This is a genomic window from Aequorivita echinoideorum (assembly GCF_018476645.1).
GTDB classification, from domain to species: Bacteria; Bacteroidota; Bacteroidia; order Flavobacteriales; family Flavobacteriaceae; genus Aequorivita; species Aequorivita echinoideorum.
The window spans coordinates 122812-147432 of the sequence record NZ_JAHCTB010000001.1; the positions used below are offsets into that span (position 1 = coordinate 122812).

Annotated in this window: 21 protein-coding genes; 6 read left to right on the forward strand and 15 right to left on the reverse strand. The window is 39.7% G+C overall.

The features are described 5' to 3' along the window. Positions 1-241: 241 nt before the first annotated feature. The 10 genes from KIV10_RS00625 to alaS form a co-directional block, all read right to left on the reverse strand. Positions 242-1792: a M20/M25/M40 family metallo-hydrolase gene (locus KIV10_RS00625; protein ID WP_214111551.1), complete on the reverse strand. Its 1551-nt coding sequence runs from the start codon at positions 1790-1792 to the stop codon at positions 242-244. A gap of 152 nt (positions 1793-1944) precedes the next feature. Next, complete coding sequence (locus KIV10_RS00630; protein WP_214111552.1) at positions 1945-2853, reverse strand: DUF302 domain-containing protein; 909 nt, start codon at positions 2851-2853, stop codon at positions 1945-1947. Positions 2854-3002: 149 nt separating this feature from the next. After that, positions 3003-3650: a response regulator gene (locus KIV10_RS00635; protein ID WP_214111553.1), complete on the reverse strand. Its 648-nt coding sequence runs from the start codon at positions 3648-3650 to the stop codon at positions 3003-3005. 74 nt (positions 3651-3724) lie between these two features. Further along, a complete protein-coding gene (locus tag KIV10_RS00640) occupies positions 3725-5497 on the reverse strand; it encodes a tetratricopeptide repeat-containing sensor histidine kinase (RefSeq protein ID WP_214111554.1) in 1773 nt (590 codons plus the stop codon). Between the two features lie 4 nt (positions 5498-5501). Beyond that, positions 5502-5750, reverse strand: a complete 249-nt coding sequence (locus KIV10_RS00645) for a hypothetical protein (RefSeq protein WP_214111555.1) — start codon at positions 5748-5750, stop codon at positions 5502-5504. Positions 5751-5912: 162 nt separating this feature from the next. Further along, positions 5913-7787 carry an outer membrane protein assembly factor BamB family protein gene (locus tag KIV10_RS00650; RefSeq protein WP_214111556.1) on the reverse strand — a complete coding sequence of 625 codons (1875 nt, stop codon included), beginning with the start codon at positions 7785-7787 and terminating at the stop codon, positions 5913-5915. 79 nt (positions 7788-7866) lie between these two features. Beyond that, positions 7867-9366, reverse strand: coding sequence for a T9SS type A sorting domain-containing protein (locus KIV10_RS00655; RefSeq protein WP_214111557.1), 1500 nt, complete (start codon positions 9364-9366; stop codon positions 7867-7869). A gap of 267 nt (positions 9367-9633) precedes the next feature. Then, positions 9634-10260, reverse strand: coding sequence for a DUF6252 family protein (locus tag KIV10_RS00660; RefSeq protein ID WP_214111558.1), 627 nt, complete (start codon positions 10258-10260; stop codon positions 9634-9636). Between the two features lie 44 nt (positions 10261-10304). Next, on the reverse strand, positions 10305-11264 hold the full coding sequence (locus KIV10_RS00665; RefSeq protein WP_214111559.1) for a GSCFA domain-containing protein: 960 nt from the start codon (positions 11262-11264) through the stop codon (positions 10305-10307). A gap of 60 nt (positions 11265-11324) precedes the next feature. Continuing rightward, entirely contained in the window at positions 11325-13937 is a 2613-nt protein-coding gene (gene alaS / locus KIV10_RS00670) for an alanine--tRNA ligase (RefSeq protein ID WP_214111560.1), read from the reverse strand. Between the two features lie 125 nt (positions 13938-14062). Here alaS and KIV10_RS00675 point away from each other — a divergent pair, with 125 nt between their 5' ends. The 6 genes from KIV10_RS00675 (at position 14063) to KIV10_RS00700 (ending at position 17856) form a co-directional block, all read left to right on the forward strand. Beyond that, positions 14063-15040 (forward strand): M23 family metallopeptidase, encoded by a 978-nt coding sequence (locus KIV10_RS00675; RefSeq protein ID WP_214111561.1) that lies wholly within the window; start codon positions 14063-14065, stop codon positions 15038-15040. 75 nt (positions 15041-15115) lie between these two features. Then, entirely contained in the window at positions 15116-15445 is a 330-nt protein-coding gene (locus KIV10_RS00680; RefSeq protein WP_214111562.1) for a MerR family transcriptional regulator, read from the forward strand. 26 nt (positions 15446-15471) lie between these two features. After that, positions 15472-16074, forward strand: a complete 603-nt coding sequence (locus KIV10_RS00685; RefSeq protein WP_214111563.1) for a LemA family protein — start codon at positions 15472-15474, stop codon at positions 16072-16074. A 90-nt stretch (positions 16075-16164) separates the two neighbouring features. Continuing rightward, positions 16165-16623, forward strand: a complete 459-nt coding sequence (locus tag KIV10_RS00690; protein ID WP_214111564.1) for a TPM domain-containing protein — start codon at positions 16165-16167, stop codon at positions 16621-16623. Positions 16624-16766: 143 nt separating this feature from the next. Further along, entirely contained in the window at positions 16767-17507 is a 741-nt protein-coding gene (locus KIV10_RS00695; protein ID WP_246516147.1) for a TPM domain-containing protein, read from the forward strand. A 178-nt stretch (positions 17508-17685) separates the two neighbouring features. Further along, positions 17686-17856, forward strand: a complete 171-nt coding sequence (locus KIV10_RS00700) for a TPM domain-containing protein (RefSeq protein ID WP_214111565.1) — start codon at positions 17686-17688, stop codon at positions 17854-17856. 33 nt (positions 17857-17889) lie between these two features. Here the strand turns inward: KIV10_RS00700 and KIV10_RS00705 are convergent, their stop codons facing one another. The 5 genes from KIV10_RS00705 to KIV10_RS00725 all read right to left on the reverse strand — a co-directional run bounded on the left by KIV10_RS00705 (position 17890) and on the right by KIV10_RS00725 (position 24529). After that, positions 17890-20661 carry an outer membrane beta-barrel protein gene (locus KIV10_RS00705; protein ID WP_214111566.1) on the reverse strand — a complete coding sequence of 924 codons (2772 nt, stop codon included), beginning with the start codon at positions 20659-20661 and terminating at the stop codon, positions 17890-17892. A gap of 111 nt (positions 20662-20772) precedes the next feature. Continuing rightward, entirely contained in the window at positions 20773-22077 is a 1305-nt protein-coding gene (gene der, locus KIV10_RS00710) for a ribosome biogenesis GTPase Der (protein ID WP_214111567.1), read from the reverse strand. Positions 22078-22208: 131 nt separating this feature from the next. Further along, on the reverse strand, positions 22209-23009 hold the full coding sequence (locus tag KIV10_RS00715; RefSeq protein ID WP_214111568.1) for a M90 family metallopeptidase: 801 nt from the start codon (positions 23007-23009) through the stop codon (positions 22209-22211). Then, on the reverse strand, positions 23009-23893 hold the full coding sequence (gene era / locus KIV10_RS00720; RefSeq protein ID WP_214111569.1) for a GTPase Era: 885 nt from the start codon (positions 23891-23893) through the stop codon (positions 23009-23011). The genes KIV10_RS00715 and era overlap by 1 nt, the downstream gene beginning before the upstream one ends. A gap of 48 nt (positions 23894-23941) precedes the next feature. After that, positions 23942-24529, reverse strand: coding sequence for a helix-turn-helix domain-containing protein (locus KIV10_RS00725; RefSeq protein ID WP_214111570.1), 588 nt, complete (start codon positions 24527-24529; stop codon positions 23942-23944). Positions 24530-24621: the final 92 nt, after the last annotated feature.

The following is a 24621-nucleotide window of genomic DNA, read 5'->3' on the forward strand; positions in this document are numbered from 1 at the left end:
TAGATACCTTGATTTTTTTTCAGAATTTTGGCTGCTCTTTATTTTACCTCTATTCTTTTTTTGATGAAATGTTTTTTTGAAAATTATGATCAAATATTCTAAAAAATATAAAGCCTATTTTGAAGCACGTATAACCGCAAGTTAAAAGCGAAAGATTTATTAAAAGAAATTGAAAATAAAAACCCCAAGTTCCATTTGCTCTTATTGGAACTTGGGATTTATTTTTTCAAGATTTTAAAATTTACATTCCTCCATTTCTTTCGGGAATTCTGGGCGTTGGCCACTTTTGCGGCTCACCTGTTTTATCATCAATGGGTAAAATAACTTGCTCCCGTAAAGTTTTTGATTCATCTTCCGAAGCCATATAGGCTAAAATTGCAGTTAAAATCACATTACTTTTCACATCGTCAAAAACAATCTTGTCATAGGTGTCGCGGTTGGTGTGCCAAGTATAATTCCAGTACGCCCAACTAAGCGAACTCAAACTGAAGGCTGGTGCTCCCGCCGCTACAAAGCTCGCGTTGTCCGATCCTCCGCGAGCTGGCCAGCCGGGGAAAGTGGTTTCAATATTTTTGCGGATCGTGTCGGGCACTGCACTTAACCACCGCGACATATAATCATATGATTGCAGAAAACCTGCGCCATTGATTTTTTCAACACGACCCGTTCCATTGTCCTGATTGAAAACGGCTTGAATATTACTTACAATTTCTGGATGGTCTGCAACAAATGCTGAAGAACCATTTAGGCCTTGTTCCTCGCTTCCCCAATGCCCAACAAGAATGGTTCTTTTTGGGTTCGGGTACACTTTTTTCAGAATTCGCATGGCTTCCATCATTACCAAAGTTCCCGTTCCGTTATCGGTTGCGCCGGTACCGCCGTCCCACGAATCAAAATGCGCTGAAAGAATTACATATTCTTCCGGTTTTTCAGTTCCTATTATTTCTGCAATTGTATTGAAAGTTGGCACCCTTCCCAAATCCTTTGATTCCGCAACAATGTGGATTTTAGGTTTCTCGCCGTGTTCCACCATTCGGTAAAGCATGGTGTAATCTTCCAATTCAATATCAACAGATGGGATTTTTTTGGTCCGGGCGCCAAAAATTTTATTTACACCAAATCCTCGCGACCAATAGGAATCAACAATCCCCGCGGCTCCAGCATTTTCCAAAGCGGGTATAATGCTTCGTCTGTCATAACCGCTTCTTTTAATATTCTCGTCCCACGCTTTAATCTGTGCTTCCCTTTCCTTCTTCATTTTTTCAAAAGATTCCGGGGTGGCGAATTCTTCCCAATTATCATCCGGCCTTCCCGTAGGTTGCTTCATAGCTACCATCACAAATTTTCCCTTCACATTAGGCAACCAATTTTTAAATGAAATGGAATCTTTTATTTCCGGTAGTATCATCACTTCCGCAGTTATACCTTTAGATGATGTTCCAGGATTCCAGGCAAGTTGTGTTCCATCCAAGGTCTGAATTCGTGGATACACCATGTCAATATGCGTAATGCCACGCTGCCATCCTCTCCACTCGCCCCATTTTTGGTTTTCGGCATCTATTCCCCAGCTTCTGTATTTTGCCACTGCCCAATCGTTAGCCTGCTTCATTTGCGGCGTTCCCACTAAACGTGGGCCAATGTTATCCAAAAGTTCGTGCGCCAAATTTTCAAGTTGCGAATTTTCGTAGGCTTCTTTTTGGATGTTTTCAATTACTGTATTTTTTTCCTGTGAAATGACTGAAAGTGTTCCCAATAAGAAAAATGCACAATTGCGAAGAAATGTTTTTTTCATAGTATGATTTTTAAAGGCTTATTTTTCAGAAATGAAATCTAAAACTACAATTTTTCTGAGGAATTTCTGGAAGAATTAAACGTTTGCCAAACAAAAAAGCCGTTCAAAAACATCATTTTTGAATGGCTTTTAATCAGAAGATATTTTCCTATTTAGTTGGCAGCATCAATGGCTAGGCCTTCCAGCGTGCTTTTTATGGTATTGATATTTTCAGCATTGTCATTTATATTATGGCGTACTGCCAAATAAGGCGGATTGTTGTACGAAATATTTACCGTTCCATTTTCATCTTGCCAAACTAGCATTTTTTGCGGCAAATCGATACCGGTGGTCTGCGCACTGCGCATCAACGGCGTTCCTAGGCTGGGGTTGCCAAAAATAATCAATTTTGTAGGGCGCAGCGTCAAACCTACGGATTGGGCGTTTAATTGGTGATCAACTTCAGCGATTATGTTCAAATTCGTATTATCTGAAATTGCATTTCGTAAATTATTGTACGTTGTAGCAAAATCATTGTTGCTTACAAGTGTTATACTGCCTTGCCTGTTTGTAATTCCAGAACTTGAATTTTCTGAAACGGTAGCGTTAGTTGCTCCTTCGGTGAAATTGGAAAGCGCGGTCCCCAGTTGCTGCAAAGTTGAAGCCCCGCCAACGCCAGCATGCCTCGCCGAAAGATATGCCGTACTGTTGTAAGCCACAAAAACATTATTGCTGCTGTTTTGGTAAACCAACATTTTTTGGGGTAAATCCAATCCAGCTAATTGGTTGGCTTGCATCAAAGGCGTTCCCACGGCAGGATTTCCAAAAATGATGAGACGCGTATTGCCCAAATCCTGTCCGGTGCTCTGTGCATTTGCGGTATGGTTAACTTCAGCAACAATATTTACATTATTATTTGCCTGTATTGCATTCCGAAGACTGTTATAGGTAGTTGTAAAATCTTGTGTGCTTAGCGAATATCCCAATCCCGGAGCAGTGGGATTTGTAATAACGACGCCATCATCGTCATTACTGCAAGAGAAAAATAGCGCTACGGCCGCGAGCAATAAAATACGTTTCATAATCAGGTTTTGTTAGGGTTTAGAAATTAATTTGGTAAAATTAGCTTCACTGAAAAGGTTTCAGATTAGTATTATAAAACATTTAACAGCATACTAACGACAAAAAAACCTAAATATTAGCCTCTCAATCTATGGAGAGATATCAAAATCTAAATAATGTTATGATTTTTTGCTTTCTGTACCGCTTCAATTTTACTGTGCACCTGTAGTTTTTTGTAGATATTTTCAATGTGTTTGCGAACCGTGCTAGGGGAAAGAAAAAGATTTTCGGCAATTATGGTGTAGCTCAATCCCTTGCTTAATTGTTCGAGTACCTCAATTTCTCGCATTGATAATGAAATTTCTTCCTTATCAGTACTATTCTGAATATCAATGGGATTTCGCAATAATTTTAAGGTCTTCATTGCGATGGAAGGATTCATTGCCGCGCCACCGCTCAGGGTCTCCTGTATGCCGTTGTACAATTCCTGAGGATTTATTTCCTTCAGCAGATAACCATCTGCGCCAGCCTTGATGGCGTTGAAAATATGCTCATCATTATCAAAAGCAGTGAGCATTATAATTTTGATATGCGGATATTTTTGCTTGACAATTTGAGTGGTTTCAATACCATTGAGTACTGGCATTTCAATATCCATTAAAATAAGATCGAGGTTGTGGCTTTCTTGCAATTTTGTCAACAACTCACTCCCGTTCATAGATGTGTGTTTCACTGAAATTTCATCAAAAAAGGACAATTTTTCCTTTACGGCGTGAATTAAAAAGGTATTGTCATCTACAATCGCAATCTTGAGCATAACAGGCTAGTTAGTTGTTTTAAAGATAGTTAAATTTAAGCTGGAATGTCTATTTCATAAATAAGACAATTGCCTTATTTCTTTATTATAAGCGTTACCGAAGTTCCTTTTTCTGGAGTTGATGCAATTTTTATGTCTGCATTTATATCGCTTGCTCTTTTCCTCATATTATTTAAACCGTTGCCGCCCGAGCTGTTTTTTTCATCGAAACCAGTTCCGTTGTCTGAAATTTTTAATACAAATTTTTCATCTTTGGCTTCAATTAAAACCTTTATTTCTGAAGCTTCGGCGTATTTCAGCGCATTGTTGACCGCTTCTTGGATTATCCTGTAAATATTCATTCCCTCTACCGAAGTAAAAAGATGATTTTTATTCACAGTGGATGCAATTTCAAAAGTAAAATTGGTCTTTTCCGAAGCAATTCTGGCGTGTTCAATAAAGTTTGAAATGCGTGCCTGCAAATCTTCAAACGTTATGTGCTCCTTGTTCATCGCCCAAATAGTATCGCGCAATTCATAAATGGTCTGCGAGGTAAAACTGCTGATTGCGGAAAGCTTGTTACCCAATTTTTCACTGATATCCGTAAAACCAAATTTTAAATTATCGATACTTGAAATAATGAAGGTAAGCTGCGCGCCAATATTATCGTGAAGATCGCGCGAAATGCGCAACCGCTGTTCCTGCAATTTATTTTGGGTCTCGATTTTTGCCAAAGCCGATTTAAGTTCAGCTTCTTTTTGAAATTGGCGGTTCTTCAATTTTTGTTGATTGTAAAGCAAATACCCCAAAAGCCCAAGAAGAAAGGCCAACCCCAAACTTCCGAAAATAAAGGTGTTTTTGCGGCGCACTTCCAAATCCTTTTCTGCTAGTTGCGCACGTTGTTTCAGGATTTCATTTTGTTTCTTTTTGGTTTCGTACTCAACATTTAGGGCTGCAATTTTTTCCTTCACCTTAATGCTGTGCACACTATCTTTTACCGCAGAATATTGTTCAAAATAATAGAGCGCGGAATCTGTGTTATTCAATTTTTTATAAATATCTGAAAGCAATTTATAATTATACTGCGTCAGATTCTTATACTGCTTTTTTATTGAAATAGGCAACGATTGGTGCACTAATGGAATGGCATTGTTCCATTTTTCCTCTGCCATAAAAACCTCTCCCAGTTGTGTGTAATTTTCCGCAATGCCCAGCGAATCTGCCCAAAGCAGGCGCTGATTTAATGATCGATTGAAAAATTCCCGCGATTTCTCAAAATTTCCCTGCAAGCCGTAAACGCCAGCCATATTGCTCCAGCTGTATGGTATGCCAATGGTGTCATTGTGCCGTTGTTTTATCGCCAGCCCCTTTTCAAAATAATACAGCGCGCTGTCCAATTCTTGATTTATTTCCTTTAATACGCCATAGTTATTATATACATCCTTTAAAATCGTGTCCAATTTATTTTGCTCGGCAATCGCTTTGCCTTTTTGCATGGTTTTCATTGCCTTTTCCAAATCATTATATTTCATGGAATAACCGGATTCTGCGTAAAAATCTGCAATTCTATCCATCAAATTCAGTTTTTCATAGATGGCAATTGCCTTGATGGAATTTTCCGTGCTCAAATCATATTTTCCCTGATATCCATAGACCAAACTCAACTGAAAATAGGCATCTGCCTCGCCTTTTTCGTACTTAATCCTGTTGGCTCTTTCTGCGTTTTTCTTAAAAATAGCTACGATGGAATCCTGCGGAATGTTAAGGCCCTGCACGTACAATTTATTGATGGAATCAATCTTTTGCCGGTTCTGGGCGTGATTTTGAAATGAAATGAAAAAACAACAAACCAATAAAAATCGAAGCATAGTCTTACGGAATATTTAGTTGAATTACTCTTTGTACAAACAATGCTTCAGCCAAATTGTATTTCAAAAAATGATACTTATCCAAATTTTCATTTCTGAAAAAAATCTGGGTTTTATTTTGATTGATTGAATTTTCAAGCGAAGCAATTTCAACCGAATGCCATTTTTTGAGCGATTTATTCTTCCAATTAAAAAAGAGCAAAATGCCCAAAAGCAAAGCCGAAAAAATTCCTATTAAAAGAAACGTACCCACCATCCTGAAGATTAATTATTCAATTATAAATATATAGAATTACTGAAAATAAATAAATAGGGCAAATGCCGTATAAAAAAGAACCCCGCGGAAACCGCGGGGCCTTTATAAACCGTTAACGCTCCTCACTTCATCGACGGTTTCTCTAAAAATATTGGCTAACTATATTTTAAGGTCGTATGCGTAGATACTGTTATTGTCCGCTTTATAATATAGAATGCCGCCTATTTCATCTACAATATATTCCGGTTGTTTATCCTTCAGGATTATTTCTTTGGATTTTTGTCCAGAATCCTTGCTTACTTTTACCAGGCCTACTCCGTCATCCAGTTTTGTTAAGATAAATTGGTCATTTTGCGTAGCGGCAGTTGCCTTGAAGCGTTTTAGCATTTCAGCCACAGAGGCACCACTTGCGGCAGCCATGCCGTCACCCAATTTTTTGTATCGTTCGCCCTCATCCGTTAAACTGCCTAGGCTATTTCTGTTTTTATTGGCTGCATCGTAGGCTGCAACGGCAGTTGTAGCGGTAGCAACGGCAGCAACTCCAGCCAGTATTGCTCCAAATGCACTTTTTCCGGGAGCGCGGTAATATTCTTTCCACATTTCAGATCCATCGGTATTTACCATTGCCATATTCTGTGAACTTGAAAGGAATATGCCTCCATCACGAACCTCAACACTGCTGGGCGCTTCCTTTCCTTCAAATTTTGTCTTGGCCAATTCGGTCACGTTGCCGGAGTTGGCGTCCACAGCCATCAGGCTTTCATCTGCACTAATCAAATAACGGCTGTTCTTTTTGTCATACGCCACGCCCACGGCATCTGCACGCTTGTATTTCAATGGTTTTTCCCAGACCGCTTCACCTGTGGAGAGGTTTACAATATTGGCGTCTTCAGATGTTATATAAATCAAACCCTGCGGAGTATGTGCCATCGTCATAATATTTTCGCCAGTTTTAAGTGGCTTTTTGAAAAGTGTTTTCCCATCAAATGAAATTTTATTGATTCCGCCTTCATATATTCCGAATAGAATTCCGTCTTCCATAACATAAAAGTGCTGTACGTATCCTTTTGTCTTCGGAGCTTTTTCCCATAAATCCTCACCAGTTGAGGCGCTGAGCATCGCAATTTCAGATTCATTTTTTTGTGAAAAAATACTGCCGCTGCCGCCATCGCTTTTGTTGCTCACCACTGCAAGCCCTTGCGGTAAAATTTCGAAATTGGCAACTTGCCCCTTTACTTTTTGCGAATCTTTCCAGAGTTCAGCTCCAGTTGCGCTGAGTTTGTAAATTTCAGTATTGGTTCCGCTGGGATTGGTCTCGAAAGCGTAAATTTCCTTTTCTGAAGCATCTGCTACCAACCAATTTACATTTTTGATCTTATTTTCCCACAGCACATCGCCGGTCTGTGCTTTTTTTGCAATAATGCCTTGCGAAGTTGGAATTACCAATATATCCTTTAGCATGGCCGGCCTGCCGGTTACCTCATATATTTTGGCTATACCTACGCGGGTGGGGTCATCCAGATTAAAACGATAATCTTCCTTGCCAGTATTAAGATCATAAACGGCTACCTGCTGTGCGTATTTTTCTTTTGAAGTGCGCTGGCCCGCAACAAAAAGTTTGTTCTGTGGCATAAATACCTCCACGGTATTAGCTAGTTTCCAGCCGTTTTCCTCAGTGCTAAAAAGCACTTTTCCGCTCATATAATCTATTACCGCTTTTTTGGCAGTAAGATTGGCAAAACCCCCTTGGGCTACAATTACATAAGGTGCGTTTGGCACAAAAGTCAATTCTTCCGGCTTTACGCGGCCGTATGTAGTAAAATTGAACAACAGTTGGTTGCTACCTGGTTTTATCCCCACAAGACCATCATTGGTAGCAACAACCATTGTTCCTCCTTGCGTTAAACTCATTTCGTTAATTTTGGCACCGGTGTCGTATCGATAATTTGGTTCCTCGGCGCGCTGGGCGCTTGCAACCGTAGTTGCCAACAATGCGGCAAATAATGTGTTTTTAATAAATGTAAAAGTTTTCATAATCGTGGAATTAAAAGTTGTTGATGTTTCAAAAATGCGATAAATAGCTATTGGTTTCAATAGGGCAATTGCCTTAAAATTAGTTTTTTAAAATCTGTATTGTTTCGATGTTACCATCAGCTTTAATTGTTAACAAATATGTGCCTACATTGCCAAATAGTGGAAAGTAAACTTGGTTTGAATTTTGGAATTTTTTAGATCCTAAATTTCTTCCCAACATATCATACTGAATTACTTCAATTTGGGAATAATTATTTTTTGAAGAAATTGTAATAGAATTTTCAGCGGGAATGGGAAATGCCACAAAAGAATTAGCTATTTCTGATGTATTCGTACCCAAAACACCACCTTCATAAACTCGCACCACACCAGAATTTGTATTGGAAGCACTTGCTAGTGGTGAGCTTATGGCAACCGTCTCACCATCCGCGGAAAGCGAAGTGTAATATCCAAAAAATTCAAAATCCATTGAACCCTGAATATCACTATCCACTTGTAACCATGTATTGTCAACCAATTTAAATATGCGCGCATGCCCTCTATATTCACCTCCTCCAGGATTTTGAACAGAACCCATAACTATAGTTTCCCCATCTGCCGACAAAGCCATGGACCAACCGCCATTATCAAAATCATTTTCTCCAACTATGGACTGGCCTTTCTGTACCCAAGAATTTCCGTCCCAATCGTAAGCACGTATTTCTCCTCTATCATTTCCATGGTGCCAAGCGGAGGCTGCTACCCTATTGCCATCCTCCGAAAATCCCAAAGAATACCCAAACCAATCGGTTTCTTCAGTACCAGTAAGGTCTGAACCCATTTGTTGCCAATCTGTACCATCCCATTGAAAAATTCTAACATTCCCCGCATCCGTTGCCACATTGTCATTTAAATGTGAACCAACGGCAATTCGTGTCCCGTCTCCAGACAGTTTCAGAGAAAATCCTAAATAATCGTCCGTTCCCTGCCCGGTAATAGCTGTGCCCATTTGCACCCAATTACTGCCATTAAATTCAAAAATACTCACCTCACCCAGGTGTGTTCCAGCCGGACCAGCAAGTGGAGCACTTACAGCTACCCGATTACCATCGTTGGAAATAGAGACTGTCCAACCAAAATTATCACCATTAAAAAGACCGTCAATGGTGCTTCCTACCATTTCCCAGGTGGAGCCATTCCATTCCATAATGGTTACCTGCCCCGTGAAATTTCCATTGGCAGTAGTTATAAATGTGGTACCAAAAGCTATTCTGTTTCCATTGGGTGTTATCGCAACTCCGTGTCCCAATTTCTCGTTGAAGCCGCTGCCATTTATGTCAGCTCCCATTTGTACCCAGTCAGTACCATTAAAGGAAAAGACCTGAACTTGTCCAGAATTTGAGCCATTTGAATCATCATTTGGCGATCCTATTACTATCTTGCTGCCATCGGCGTTCAAGGAAATGCAAAATCCGATACTGGAAGCTTCATTTCCAGAGATATCACTGCCCTTTTGCTCCCATTGAGCGGTGCAAATAAAACTGGATAAAAAAAATGCAATTGAAATAAAAAGATAGCGACTTGTAAGATTATTTGTCATGATTTGAAAGGTATTTGGTTTGAATTTCAAAATTGAAGGTTTCTAAAGAACATAACAATAAGGCAATTGACGTATTATCAAGGTAATGAGTAATGATTGATGAGTTATTAGTAATGAATGATGAAATTCATTTCATAAAGCATCTTATAAACCCATAAACTTTTAATCTCACCCTTTTTAACAAAAAAACCGGAGACCAAACTTGCGTTTCGCCCCCGGCTCCACGTAAAAACCTCAACACCTGAGATTTTCTTTGATGTGGGAAGATTATTGGAAGTTTACGTTAAAAGAACCATCAGTTATACTTTTCTCGGAACCATTGTCTGGATTTTTTCCAAGAAAATTGAAAGTTCCTTTAATGTTTGTGTCAGTTTTCTCAGAAATTTGAATTTCTCCAACTACACCACTGTTTTCATAAGGCGCATTCCAAAATTGTGTGTCCAAGGGATTATTTACATCAGTTTCTGAATAAGTAGCAAAAGTAAATACACTATTTTCAGAAATTTCATAAGTCCCTGTGCCTTCATAAGGACTTATTGTTAATACGATTGCCCGACCCTCTGCATTTGATCCTTGTACACGAATTGTTGTAACTCCTGCTTGAGTGGTTTCGGTAGCCACCGTAGCAATTTCCATTGAAGTAAAGCTTCCACTGCCGCTAACATTGGCAGTCATTGTCCCTTCGCCAGCTCCTCCGCCATCACCACCGTCGTCATCCTTTTTACAAGATGTTAAGCTTACGGCAACTACTGCCATCAATACTAAAAATGTTTTTTTGAATGTTTTCATAATGTTTGGTTTTAGTCCCGCTTCTGCGGATACGTGATTATTATTTGAAGCAAAATTGGCCCAAAACCAAAGGAATGACAATACGGCAATTGTCGTATTCTTCATCAATCATAAAATTGTGTGCACCAATTTTTTGAACGACCAAAGCATTAAAATTTAATATGCGGAAATTTCTCTTGTACCAAATTCGTTTTCTTCTGAAGTGTTTCCAAAAACTGGAAATGCTCCGCACTTTCGGGGTTGAAAGGCTTGTGCTTTAATCCATTTTGAATACTGGCAATTTCCTTTTGAAGTGCTTCCGTTTCTGAAGCAATCCACACTTTTGAAAATTTCTGCCAAATAATCTCGACAGCGGTTTTGTTGGGATGCAGCATATCTTCCGAATAAAAACGGTAATCGCGCAGCTCGTCCATCATAATTTCATAGGAAGGAAAATATTTAAGTTGATGGTTTTTGGTTGATAGTTGGTGGGTTGTTTCGTGCAACGCTGAAAGCAGATGCGCCTTGCTTAGCGAATTTTCCACGAAGCCGTCCTTTATATGCCGAACTGGAGAGACCGTATTTATAATGGTAGCTTTCGGATTTATTGCTGAAATTTTATCAAAAATAGTTTGAAGGCTTTTTGAAATGGCTTCAATGGAAAGCAATTCCTTTTTGAAGTTTTTCTGCGGAAGTTTATGGCAATTGGCCACGATTTCATTTTCTTTAATTTCCCTGTAAACCCATGAAGTGCCGAAAGTGAAGATAATATGCGTTGCGGAATATAGCCAATTACGCAATTCCAGAAGAGCGTTATTTAATTTCTGAAGAAATTCCGCTTTATCCAGTGAAGCGAGTTCCGAATGGGTTTCAAAACATTTCCAGATTCCGTTGTGCTCAAAAATGTCTTTTTCTGAAAAATTTTCATTTGCAATCGCCCGCGCAATAAGATTTTCAATAGAAACCGGATTGAAAATAATACCGAATGGATTTTGTAAATTCTGAAACTTGAACCAATCGAACTTTGCCCCAATATTTTCCGAAAAACAGCTTCCCAATAAAACGATTTTAGAGGAATAATCTATGTGATCTTCTTCGGGTTTTAGCGGTATTTCGGTTTGGAGTTTCATATCTCAGTTTTCAGTTTGCAGTCGCAATATGCAGTTATGAATACTGAAACTACTGACTGCTTACTTTAAAAATTCCTTTGCTTTTTCCAAAGCCTCACCAATCCCCGCAGGATTTTTTCCGCCTGCGGTAGCGAAGAAAGGCTGTCCGCCGCCGCCGCCTTGAATATATTTGCCCAATTCACGAACAATTTTTCCGGCATCCAGATTTTTTTCCGAAGCCAATTCCTTTGAAATATAGCAAGCCAACAAGGCTTTTCCGTCACTTTCAGCCCCGAAAACCAAGAACAGATTTTCGGTTTCGCCACCCATTTCAAAAGCGAGATCTTTCATTCCGCCAGCATCGAGATCAATTTTTTTCGAAAGAAAATTGACTCCGTTTATTTCCTGAATTTCAGATTTCAATTCGCCTTTTAAATTTTTCGCTTTGTCCTTCAACAATTGCTGGATCTGTTTTTGCAAATTGCTGTTTTCCTCTTGCAGGCTTTCAACCGCTTTTACGGGATCCTGCGCATTATTCAACGCTTTTTGTAGCGATGCAAATGATTCACTTCTATCAATAAAATATTGCTTCGCGGCATCGCCGGTTATGGCTTCAATCCTTCGAATTCCTGAAGCTACCGCGCCTTCTGAAGTGATGATGAAATGCCAAATATCGTTTGTATTGGGAACGTGCGTACCACCGCACAATTCCATCGATTTTCCGAATTTGATCGCCCGAACCGAATCACCGTATTTTTCACCAAAAAGTGCAATGGCACCCTCGTCAATCGCTTGCTGGTACGGAATATTTCTACGTTCTTCCAGAGCAATTCCTTCACGGATTCTTGCATTTACAAAATCCTCAACCTGCTTCAATTCTTCATCGCTCACTTTGGCAAAATGTGAAAAGTCAAAACGCAAATTCCTGCTGTGCACCATACTTCCCTTTTGCGCCACGTGCTCGCCCAAAATGTTCCGCAAGCCTTGGTGCAGCAAGTGTGTTGCCGTGTGGTTTGAAGCCGTTCGGTTGCGTTGTTTTTCGTCAACCACCGCTTTAAAAGTTCCTTCCGGATTACGCGGAAGATTTTTTGTGAAATGGATTATAAGATTGTTTTCCTTTTTGGTGTCCACAATATACGTTACGCCGCCATCGGCCGCTTCCAAATACCCTTTGTCGCCCACTTGGCCGCCGCCTTCGGGGTAAAATGGCGTGAGGTTGAAAACGAGCTGAAACATTTCGCCTTCCTTTTTGCTGTCCACTTTACGGTATTTTGTGATTTTCACTTGCGTTTCCAACGTATCGTAGCCCACAAATTCCTCTACATCGTCTTTTTCCAAAACCACCCAATCGCCCGTTTCCACTTTGGTCGCGGCTCGCGATCTTTCTTTTTGTTTTTGAAGTTCTTCTTCGAATTCTTTTTCGTTTAAAGAATAGCCACGTTCGCGAAGAATCAATGCCGTTAAATCTATCGGAAAACCGAAGGTATCGTACAGTTCAAAAGCTTTTTTTCCAGAAATAGTTTTTGAGTCTGCTATTTCAATCACATTTTCAAGCAGCACCAAGCCTTGATCCAAGGTTCGCAAAAATGATTGCTCTTCTTCACGAATCACATTGGTAATCAAATTCTTTTCTGAAATAAGTTCCGGAAAAGCAGCGCCCATTTGTGAGCTTAGGGTTTCTATTAATTTATAAATGAAAGGTTCTTTTTTGTCCAAAAAAGTAAATCCGTAGCGGATGGCCCTTCTTAAAATCCTTCGTATCACGTAACCAGCGCCCGTATTGCTGGGAAGTTGCCCATCTGCAATTGAGAATGCTACGGCACGAACGTGGTCTGCAATTACGCGGATGGCGATGTCTTTCTTCTCGTCCTTACTGTATATTGTATTGGTTATTGTTCCAATTTCTCGGATCAACGGCGTAAAAACATCGGTGTCGTAATTACTTTGTTTGCCCTGCAAAACCATACACAAGCGCTCAAAACCCATCCCGGTATCAACATGTTGGGCTGGAAGTTTTTCAAGACTGCCATTGGCTTTTCGGTTGAATTGCATAAAAACCAAATTCCAGATTTCCACTACTTGGGGGTGGTCGTTGTTTACCAAATCCTTCCCTGGAATTTTCGCCTTTTCTTCCGCGGAGCGAATATCTACGTGGATTTCGCTGCATGGCCCGCACGGACCTTGGTCGCCCATTTCCCAAAAATTATCCTTTTTATTCCCATTGAGAATTCGATCTTCGGGGACAAATTGCTTCCAAAGGTTGTACGCTTCGGTGTCGCGCTCCAACCCTTCGCTTTCATCACCTTCAAAAATGGTGACGTAGAGAATTTCTTTGTCAATTTTATAGACCTCGGTCAAAAGTTCCCAGGCCCACTCAATCGCTTCCTTTTTAAAATAATCGCCAAAACTCCAATTGCCCAACATTTCAAACATGGTGTGGTGGTAGGTATCCATCCCCACTTCCTCCAAATCGTTGTGTTTTCCGCTTACGCGAAGGCATTTCTGGGTATCTGCAATGCGGTTGCTTTTTGGTTTTCCGTTTCCGAGGAAATATTCCTTGAAGGGAGCCATTCCACTATTTATGAACATAAGCGTGGGATCGTTCTTCACCACCATGGGCGCCGATGGCACGATAAGGTGCTTTTTCGATTTAAAAAATTCTAAGAATTGGGAACGGATTTCGTTGGACTTCATTGTACTTAATATTTTTTCTGAAAAATGTGCAGTTAGCTTGTTGCGCAAACAATTTCTATATTTGTAAAACGTTACCCTTAATTAGCGCCAACCAGCAACGCGCAAAAATAGCAATTTTTTAACGCATGTCTAAGGTTAAATATTACTACGATAGCGAAACGCTTTCGTACCGAAAAATAGAAAAGAAAAAAGGCCGAAAACTAAAGATTTTTGCCCTGAGTCTATTGGGAATGCTGTTGAGTGGTTTTCTTCTTTTGCTTGTTTACATCAATCTTCCGTACGTGGAAACGCCAAAGGAAAAGGCCCAGAAACGTGAACTGGAAAATATGCAATTGCAGTTTGAGCTTTTGAATAAAAAAGTTGAGCAGGCACAGGCGGTGCTCGCCGAGGTTGAAGATAGGGACAATAATCTATACCGTGTTTATTTTGAAGCAAACCCCATCCCGGATGAGCAGCGAAAGGCCGGATTTGGAGGAATCAACCGCTATAAGGATTTGGAAGGTTTTGACAATTCAAAATTGATAATAAACGCAACCCGAAATATTGATATTCTTACCAAACAAATTGTCGTACAGTCCAAATCCCTTGATGAAATTGCGAAATTAGCCGAGGAGAAGGAAAAACTGCTGATGGCAATTCCCGCTATCCAACCTGTAAAAAATGAGGATCTAACACGGATTGCTTCAGGTTATGGTTATAGGACTGATCCGTTCACAAAAGCGAGAAAATTCCATTACGGAATGGATTTTACCGCTCCACGCGGAACGCCAGTTTATGCCACTGGAGACGGCACCATAGATCGTGCGGACAATACCGCAACCGGCTATGGAAACCATATTGTAATCAAACATGGCTTTGGTTACGAGAGCCTGTATGCACATTTGTACAAATACAATGTTCGCGTAGGCCAAAAGGTGCAGCGGGGCGATATAATTGGTTTTGTGGGCAGCACTGGACGAAGTGAAGCGCCGCATTGCCATTATGAAGTTTTCAAGGATGGCGAGCGAATAAACCCGATCAATTTTTACTACGGAAGCTTGACTTCGGAGGAATTTGCACAGATGCTGGAAAGAGCACAACAGGAAAATCAATCGCTTGACTAAAAGGCTTAAGGCTTTTGGCAATTATTAAATTACACTAACTGACAACAAATAACCGATAACCAATAACTGAAATAAATGCACATAGAGTTACCCGAAAAGCTGTATTACAATATAGGCGAAGTCGCCCAGGCTTTCGGCGTAAATACTTCATTGATTCGTTTTTGGGAAAAGGAATTTGATGTACTGAAACCAAAAAAGAACGCAAAAGGTAACAGAAAGTTTACACCACAGGACATCAAAAATTTAGAACTTATCTTTCATTTGGTAAAGGAACGAGGCTTTACTTTAGAAGGTGCAAAAATTCATTTAAAAGAAAATAAAAAGAAAACGCTGGACCACTTTGAAATAATAAGAAAATTGGAAACTGTGAAAGCGGAACTCTTAAAAATTAAGGAACAACTATAAAATCAACTTAACAAAAACAATTCATTATGAAAAAATGGCTACCTGTAATTATAATCGTTGGTATTCTCTTTTTAATTGGAGCTTACATTGCAAGTCTAAACAATAAGCTCGTGGTGCTGGACCAAAACGCAACTGCGCAATGGGCAAATGTGGAAAGCGCCTATCAACGCAGGGCAGATCTTATCCCGAACATCGTAAGCACGGCAAAAGGGTATGCAGAATTTGAACAATCTACATTAATTGCCGTGACCGAGGCCAGAAGCAAGGCCACATCAGTAAATATTGATCCGTCAAATGTTAGTCAAGAACAATTGGCCCAATTCCAAGAAGCGCAGGCAGGCGTCACCTCGGCCCTTTCCCGTTTATTGGCGGTTTTTGAAAGATATCCAGATTTAAAGGCCAATGAAAATTTCAAAGAATTGATCAATGAGCTTGAACGTACGGAAAACCGCATCAATGTGGAGCGCAACAGGTTTAATGACACCGCGAGGGAATTTAATACGAAAATAAATAAATTTCCAACAAAGATGTTTGCGGGTATGCTGGGCTTTGAGGAGAAAGCGTACTTTAAGGCAGACGCCGGAAGTGAAAATGCACCCGAAGTGGATTTTGACTTTGGGGGGAAATAGTTGTCGGTTGTCAGTTGTTGGTTGATGGTTTTCAGTTGACGGTTCTTTTCTGAAATTTCATTGTTATTTTTAAAAAAAACTAATACATCCATGTCTAAAGTTGAAGATTTTCTGAATAAAGAAGAAGAGGCGGCCGTTATTGAAGCCATTCGCACTGCCGAAAAAAATACTTCGGGAGAAATCCGAGTGCATCTTGAAGCCAGTTCCATTTCAGCGGAAACCGAGGAACATATTGATGCGTTTGACCGTGCTGCTGAAGTTTTTGATATGCTCCATATGGATAATACCAAGGAGAGCAATGGCGTGCTTATTTACATTGCCGTTGACGACCGGACACTTGTAATTATGGGCGATAAGGGTATAAATGATATTGTAGGTCAGGATTTCTGGGAAAGCACCAAGAATATTATCGTTTCGCATTTTAAGAATGGCAATATGAAGGAAGGTCTTGTGAAAGGAATTTTAATGGCCGGGGAACAACTAAAAAAACATTTTCCCTATAGAAAATACGACAAAAATGAATTGCCGGATACTATTTCGGTAGGTTGATTTTGATGCTTGATGAAATCTAACAACAATATTATATACAATCACTTCTAAGCTCATAAACTCTTAAACTTTTTCGAAAAAAATAATCTTTCAAAAACCTTACGCTTATCATCTTTTCAAATAAATATTTCTTCATCTTTTGGTTGTTTGCGGTTTCATTTTTATCTGAAAATGTTTCGGCGCAATATGAAATTCCCGAGATACCATCCACACAGACTTCGGTTTACGATTATATCAATTTACTTTCGGCTTCAGAAAAAACTGCGCTTGAGAATAAACTGGTACGTTATGCAGATTCCACTTCAACACAGATTGTTTGCATCATTATAGCTTCCACAAAGGGGGAAGATATTTCATTGCTGGGTGCCAAATGGGGGCAAAAATGGGGAATTGGCCAAGAGGGTGAGGACAATGGGATACTTATAACACTTGCTAAGGACGACCGGAAAGTGGATATAAATACGGGCTACGGAATAGAATACCGCGTAACCGATTTGATGGCGGAACGCATTATAAACCGTATTATGATCCCAGAATTCAAGAATGAAAATTATTATGCCGGTCTCGACAAAGGCAGCGATGCCCTTTTTGCCGCTCTCAACGGCGAATTTAAGGAGGACAGGAACTTCAACCGTAAAAACGTGAGTGGCGGAATTATTTTTACGTTCATCATAATTGTTCTTATCATAATCTTCATAAGCCGAAAGGGCGGTCGCGGTGGTCGCGGCGGTGGCGGTGGGCTACTGGACATTCTTGTGCTTAGTAGTCTGGGTCGCACGGGCGGTTTTGGCGGCGGTGGCGGCTTCAGTGGCGGAGGCGGTGGCTTTGGAGGCGGCTTCGGCGGAGGTGGCTTTGGTGGAGGCGGTGCTTCTGGCGGCTGGTAGCTTCTTCAATTATCAATTTTCAATAAACAATTATCAATTAGTCATATGTAATGTGTAATTAATAATGTGTAATTGTTGATTAATAACTAGTATCATTTCTGAAATGTAAAACAGTTTTCTTAAGCTACTGCATAGAAACTTCAGAATATATCTTTTTAATATTTATTTAGAAAAATCTTTGTCTAAAATTACAGGCTATGGTGCCGAAAAAATACTTACCGATTCTATTTGCAATTATATAATTGATAATGTTATGATTCCCTTATTTAAAGAAGATAAATATTATAAGGGAATTGATCGAGGTGTTGACGCCGTAATTGAAAAATGGTCTCCCGTTACCAAAGAATAATTGCTAATTGATCATTGTTAATTGCTAATTGTACTATTCCCACGGGTTATCGCGAATTTCTCCCTTTTTGCCGAGGGTATTGAACTTATAGCTTAGCGTAAACATAAAATATTGGCGCAGTACGGTGCTCTGCACATCCTGTATGTAATCCTGTGTAGACGTTCGGCGGACATTATTGTTTTGGTTCAGCAAATCGTACACTTTTAGCGTGGCGCTACCGTTGTCGTTAAGGAAGGAGTAAACGAGTGAACTGTTCCAGAACACATAACTTCTGTCAAAACCTTCGGCTACATCAGCATTGTACGCATACTCAATATCATTGTTCCATTCCAGAAATTTTGGGAAGAATGTCTTGGTGCGGAGATTCATCTCGTGGCGTGTATAATTTCGATTTTCAAAAGCGTCAATATCGAAACTATTGGTGCTGTAATTGATTCTGTAACTGGGGGTAATTTCAAATAAATCCTTCCACGAAAAAGTAAAATTTACGGACGGATTATAACTTATTGTGTTGCTACTATATTCTACATTATTGTTGAAATTTACGCTTCTATCGCCCATTATATAAAATCCCGCGCCATATTTAAATGTACGCAGACTATCTATGGCAGTAGTCTTATTGTAGCCCAAATTCCCCGATATATTATAATTACCGTCCACATTGGTATAAGTAGTGTTTCGCACAAAATTTTCATCAATAATCGTTTGCGGAACCACGCGATCATTGGTAAGGCTGGCATTGAGATAGGAATAAAACCCGGATTGTGTCTGGTAATCGTAATTATTTCCGCCAAAATAGAGCCTATGCTCGTTTGATGGTTTTAAATCTGGATTACCACGCGTAATATTCAACGGGTCCGAAACATCCACATAAGGCGATAGTTGGTTTATGTTTGGGGCATTGTTGTTAAGACTGTAACCCGAATATATGCTGAATTTTTTACTGAAACGGTACCTAAAATTGGCATTCATTTCCAAAGCATTAAAGTCATTCTGAAAGTTTACGTTTCGCAGGGCATCATTGCTCTCCAAACGTCTGGAAACATAGCCCACAGTAATACCGGTGTAAATTTTATCTGCATTGTAAGTTAGGCTCAACTGCGGTTTTGAGAATTGATTGGTATTCTCAAAATCTGTGCTTTGGTCTACGTTGAAATCGGTATAGGCTTGAGATTGTTCATTAAAATCAAAAACGCTGCGTTTATCCATCCGTTTATCCCGCACGAAATTATAACCCACATAAAAGAAAAGCGTATCTGCGATAATGGGGTATCTAAAGGATGGAATAACCGCATAATTGTTTGAACGCTGGTTACCGTCAATAAATTGATCCCGATTTATGGTGGCGGGATCATCTCCAAATATTTGGGTGAGCGATTGCCGGAAATCATCATTTACGGTCGTGTTGATGCTATTGTTCACCCGCACCCTAAAATAGCCGCCGCGGCTCCCATAATTTTTGGTAGCAGTCAATTCGTTTTCAAAATTATTTCCTTCCCTAAAACTTTGGTTATCGGTGTTTGATTGGTTTATAAGTTCATTTGCAATACTTCGGCTTTCTTCATTTCGAGTGAAATCACTGGTACTTTTATTAAATGTGAATTGTGGCCGCACTTCAACTAAAAAAGTAGAATCTATTTTGGTTTTGAAGCGAATGTTTGCAGAATGGGTATCGCTTTCATCTTCGGAACGGGAGTCTGATGTTGAAAAATAGCGGTTCTCCGGCAAAATATTTTCACGGTTCCGAAGCTCTTCGTTGAAAGAATTTGCCGCGGAATAAAAATAGTCCGCGCTAATATCCGTGCCCTTTCCCCAATCATCAGCATAATTGGTTCCCGCGGTTCTGGAATTGGTTATTCCCTCACCTGCGCTCCCGAAAGATCTGCCGTTAAAATTGAAAGAGCCGTTTCTATTGAAATTGAGGTTTCTGGCGCTGCCAAACATTTTTTCAATTTCCCCAAAACTAAAGCCCGGAGAATTAATGTTGTTTCCGCCAGCAAGCGCGCTCAAACGCAAATCGTTGTCAAAATAATTCACCAAACCCGCATATTCAAAACGTTTATCCGTTCCACCGCCAGCAGCTACCCTTCCAAAAATCCCTTTATTTTTTTCTTCGTCTATGGTAATATTTATCGTTTGGTTTTGGTCGTCACCTTTTTCTCCGGAAAACGCCTGCGAATCTGTTTTGGTTTCGGTAACCTGGATTTTATCTACAATATCCTTCGTGAGATTTCGGGTAGCAATGGTGGGATCATCGCCAAAGAATGGCTTTCCGTTCACCAAAATTTTGTTCACCGCTTTTCCGTTTACGGTTATATTTCCCTGCGCATCTACCTCAACCCCGGGTAGCTCTTTCAACAGATCCTCCACGGTGGCGTTCGCCTTTGTACTGAAGGAAGCCGCGTTGAATTCCAACGTATCCTTTTTTATGGTAATGGGCGCACGGGTTGCAGTAATCACCACGTCTCCGAGGGATTCTGCTTGCAGTGGCATTTTAATGGTCCCCAAATCTATGGGTGAGCCGTTTAAAGTAACTTTTTTTCGAACCGAAGCATAGCCTGTATATGTAATATTCACATTTATTTCGGTGATTGAAGTTCTTCCTTTTAATTCGAATTCACCATCGCGCCCGCTGATGGTATAGGTAATCAACGAACTATCGGCAGGTTTTTCGGCAAAAATTGTGGCGGATTCCAGCGGAAAATTTTCAGTCTCATCCACCAGTTTCCCTTTTATTTCAAAATTTTGTGAAAAAAGAAATAGTGGAAAAAAGCTGAAGCCCAGCCAAAGAATACATTTCTTCATGCGTTTTTATATTTCAGTTAAGATTGCGTTTTTTGGCGGGGAGAAATTAAAAACGACTAATTAAATAACGAGCTTTTCTAAAAAAAGTTTCCGAAAAAATTTAATTAAACTTTATTTTTTTCTGAAGTAAACTGTGATGGGGACACCTGAAAAATTGAAATGCTCACGCAATTTATTTTCAATGAAACGCTTATAGGGATCTTTCACATACTGCGGAAGGTTGCAGAAAAATGCAAAACTTGGGTACGGCGTGGGCAATTGCGTACAAAATTTAATCTTCACATATTTAGCTTTATAGGCCGGTGGCGGATATGCTTGGATTATAGGAAGCATAACCTCGTTGAGTTCACTGGTCTTTACCTTTTTGCTTCGGTTTTCATATACTTCAACCGCTGTTTCTATGGCTTTGAAAATACGCTGTTTGTTCAAAACTGAAATGAACACGATGGGAACATCAACAAAAGGCTCGCATTGTTGACGGATATGTTTTTCGTATTCCTTTACGCTGCCGCTTTCTTTATCTTCAACCAAATCCCACTTATTGGCTAGTATTACTATGCCTTTGTTATTTCGTTGTGCAAGCCAAAAAATGTTTTCCACCTGGCCATCAAAACCGCGGGTGGCATCAAAAACCAGAATTACAACATCGCAATGCTCAATGGCGCGAACGCTCCGCATCACGGAATAGAATTCCAAATCTTCCTTTACTTTGCTTTTTTTGCGGATTCCCGCTGTATCTACCAGATTGAACTCAAACCCGAAACGATTGTATTTGGTATCAATACTATCGCGCGTGGTTCCGGCAATATCGGTAACTATATATCTGTCTTTCCCAATAAGTGCATTGATGAATGAAGATTTTCCCGCATTCGGGCGGCCCACAACCGCAAAACGTGGAAGTTCGCTTTCATCCTCTTCCTCTTTTTCAGGTAAAATTTTTACCAAATCATCAAGCAAGTCGCCGGTTCCGCTACCATTGATGCTGGAAATATTATATTGATTCTCAAAGCCAAGGGCATAGAACTCCAACGCATCGTTCATTCGTGAAGCTGCATCTACTTTATTGATTGCCAAAAATATAGGCTTTTTTGAACGGCGAAGCAGTTTTGCTACCTCTTGATCCATACCGGTCACACCGCTTTCCACATCGACCATAAAAATAATAGCGTCTGCTTCATCAATGGCGAGTTCTACCTGCTTGTCAATTTCCGCTTCAAAAATATCATCGCTTCCTTTTACGTAGCCTCCAGTATCGATCAAAGAAAATTCCTTTCCATTCCAGTCACTTTTGCCGTAATGGCGATCGCGCGTAACGCCGCTTACGGCATCTACTATTGCTTCGCGACGCTGAATCAATCTGTTGAAAAAAGTGGATTTCCCTACGTTTGGTCTTCCTACTACGGCTACTATGCTCATATCCTAAAATTTAGGTGCAAAAATAACCATATGTTATTAGTAATTCGGGAAAAATTGAAAAAACAAATTTCAATTTATAAATCTTTCGTAATCAATGATCTGCAATATAAAAAGTTTCTTCTTGTTCGCTTTTAAGCTTTGTTTCTATACTTTCGTTTTCTATCCGCCAGGTTTTGCTGGAAGCATTTTTCAAGCATTGCGTAGAGTTCCGGATGCTTTCTTCGGAAAAAATTGGGACGCTCAAAAAAATATTCTGAAGCTACTGCCAAGAATTCAACCTCACTGGTACCGCCATATTTCCGGATATCTGATTTGTTATTGTTAATGGCCTCCATTTCTTCGTGCATCAATTTTAACCAAGGCGTAATGTACTGTTTTTCCAAAAGTTGTTCGGGTATTCCGTCTGCCTCGCCATCCATTTTATCGATTAAATGAACAAATTCGTGTACGGAAGTATTGCCTTTATCGGTAGCATTTTTGAATCCGTGATGCAGTGCCTTTCTGGAAAGAATCATTTGTTTTTCAAATCTTCCGGAACCCACAAGCCCGGCGATAACCCGGCTTTCACCATTTTGTTCAAATTCAAGATCGCCGTTGAAATTGTCTGGATAGATTATAATTCCGCTCAAATTGTTGTAGTGCCATTCCTTAAAACCGAAAACGGGGATTACGGCGCTGGCGGCTACTAAGACTTTGTCCAGATCTTCAAGTTCAGTTTTTACGGCTTCAATGTAAACTTCGCTTAAAAAAAGCATCATCCGCTGCCGGAAAGTTTTTTTATCGCTTTCAGAAAGTTCATTGTAAAAATGGACGTGTTCCGTCAATAATGTTTTCCAGTTTTCGGGAAAATTTTCGACTGGGCGCTTTCTGTTTTTGCGGAAGGCATAAATGGCAAATGCAAAGAGGGCAATAAAAAGAATGAAATAAACCATTAATTGTTGTAGCCAAAACGGCGGAGTTGGCGTTCATCACTGCGCCAGTTTTTGTTCACTTTTACGTAAAGTTCCAAATGGATTTGTTTGCCGAAAAATTTTTCCAAATCCTTGCGCGCCTCAATCCCTACGCGCTTCAACGCACTTCCCTTGTGGCCGATTATGATTCCCTTTTGTGTTTCGCGCTCCACCATTATTACGCTGCGGATGCGTATAATTTCTTCATCCTCAATAAATTCTTCCGTATCAATCTCAACGGAATAGGGAATTTCCTTTTTGTAGTGCATCAATATCTTCTCGCGGATGGCTTCGTTCACAAAAAAACGTTCCGGTTTATCGGTTAGTTGATCTTTTGGGTAAAATGGTGGCGATTCTGGCAAAAGTTCAATAATTCTATTGAATACTTCAGGCACGCCAAAATTCTGTAATGCCGAAATAGCAAAGACTTCAGCATTCGGCACTTTCTCTTGCCACATTTTTACGGCCTCTGAAAGAAGTTCCTCATTGCCCTTATCTATTTTATTTATAAGAAGGAGTACCGGAATCTTTGCGCTGGTAATTTTTTTGAAAAAACTTTCATCCTTCAAATCCTTTTCTCCCAATTCCACCAAATAGAGCAGAATATCCGCATCTTCAAATGCTGATTTCACGAACTCCATCATACTTTCCTGCAACTGGTACGCAGGTTTTATGATGCCCGGCGTATCGCTTAGCAATACCTGAAAATCATCACCATTTACAATGCCCAGAATACGGTGGCGGGTAGTTTGCGCTTTTGAGGTTATAATGGAAAGTCGTTCCCCCACAAAGGAATTCATCAATGTACTTTTGCCCACGTTTGGGTTTCCAATAATATTTACAAATCCTGCTTTGTGCTGTGCCATTTTTTAGGGTAACTGATGCAAAGGTACTTTTTAAACAGTGGCAATAAATCAATTTTTATTGAAAAAAGTTTCAATATCAGCAGATTCGTCCAAAACTTGCCATATGGTCTCAATATCAGATACATTGATGGTTTTGCTGTTACTTTTCAGGGAATATGAATTTGATTTATTTGAAGAATTTACAATCTCCACCAATTGATCGACAAAAATTTTATCGGATTTTGTTTGAACAATATAAAGAATATCAGTACTTATTTTTTTTGTTGAGACTTGTTGCCCCAAAATAATTCGTGCATTGTTTCCACCATTTTGGGAGGGAACCTCATCTACAAATAAGGCAATATTTCTATTAGTATTTATAAGTTTACTGGCAAGAAGGGGTTGCGGTATTATAGAAATAGTTTTTTCTGAAGGCGTTTCATTAACCTCTGTACCCGGCTTTTCTTCTTCAAACTCTTCTTCAAAAAAAATGTAATTAAGATCCAAATTTCTTTCTTCACATAGTGCCAAAACTTTATTGAAATCCAATGTATCTCGCTTTTTCCAAGTAGAAAGTGTATTGTGTTTTATATCCAATAATTGACATAAATCTTTGTCTTTCTTGATTTTAAGCTCTTTTTTGAGTCGTTTAATCAAATTAATCGCTTTTTGAGACATTTAACATTTTTTTAAGAAATAATTTTATAATTTTGATCCTATAGCGATGAAAATTACTTTTTGTTAATGTT

Coding starts and splice junctions, on each gene's coding strand:
- KIV10_RS00625 (WP_214111551.1), bottom strand. CDS start 1,792: ATGAAAAAAACATTTCTTCGCAATTGTGCATTTTTCTTATTGGGAACA.
- KIV10_RS00630 (WP_214111552.1), bottom strand. CDS start 2,853: ATGAAACGTATTTTATTGCTCGCGGCCGTAGCGCTATTTTTCTCTTGC.
- KIV10_RS00650 (WP_214111556.1), bottom strand. CDS start 7,787: ATGAAAACTTTTACATTTATTAAAAACACATTATTTGCCGCATTGTTG.
- KIV10_RS00675 (WP_214111561.1), top strand. CDS start 14,063: ATGTCTAAGGTTAAATATTACTACGATAGCGAAACGCTTTCGTACCGA.
- era (WP_214111569.1), bottom strand. CDS start 23,893: ATGGCACAGCACAAAGCAGGATTTGTAAATATTATTGGAAACCCAAAC.
- KIV10_RS00690 (WP_214111564.1), top strand. CDS start 16,165: ATGTCTAAAGTTGAAGATTTTCTGAATAAAGAAGAAGAGGCGGCCGTT.
- KIV10_RS00635 (WP_214111553.1), bottom strand. CDS start 3,650: ATGCTCAAGATTGCGATTGTAGATGACAATACCTTTTTAATTCACGCC.
- KIV10_RS00655 (WP_214111557.1), bottom strand. CDS start 9,366: ATGACAAATAATCTTACAAGTCGCTATCTTTTTATTTCAATTGCATTT.
- KIV10_RS00660 (WP_214111558.1), bottom strand. CDS start 10,260: ATGAAGAATACGACAATTGCCGTATTGTCATTCCTTTGGTTTTGGGCC.
- KIV10_RS00715 (WP_214111568.1), bottom strand. CDS start 23,009: ATGGTTTATTTCATTCTTTTTATTGCCCTCTTTGCATTTGCCATTTAT.
- KIV10_RS00705 (WP_214111566.1), bottom strand. CDS start 20,661: ATGAAGAAATGTATTCTTTGGCTGGGCTTCAGCTTTTTTCCACTATTT.
- der (WP_214111567.1), bottom strand. CDS start 22,077: ATGAGCATAGTAGCCGTAGTAGGAAGACCAAACGTAGGGAAATCCACT.
- KIV10_RS00680 (WP_214111562.1), top strand. CDS start 15,116: ATGCACATAGAGTTACCCGAAAAGCTGTATTACAATATAGGCGAAGTC.
- KIV10_RS00685 (WP_214111563.1), top strand. CDS start 15,472: ATGAAAAAATGGCTACCTGTAATTATAATCGTTGGTATTCTCTTTTTA.
- alaS (WP_214111560.1), bottom strand. CDS start 13,937: ATGAAGTCCAACGAAATCCGTTCCCAATTCTTAGAATTTTTTAAATCG.
- KIV10_RS00640 (WP_214111554.1), bottom strand. CDS start 5,497: ATGCTTCGATTTTTATTGGTTTGTTGTTTTTTCATTTCATTTCAAAAT.
- KIV10_RS00665 (WP_214111559.1), bottom strand. CDS start 11,264: ATGAAACTCCAAACCGAAATACCGCTAAAACCCGAAGAAGATCACATA.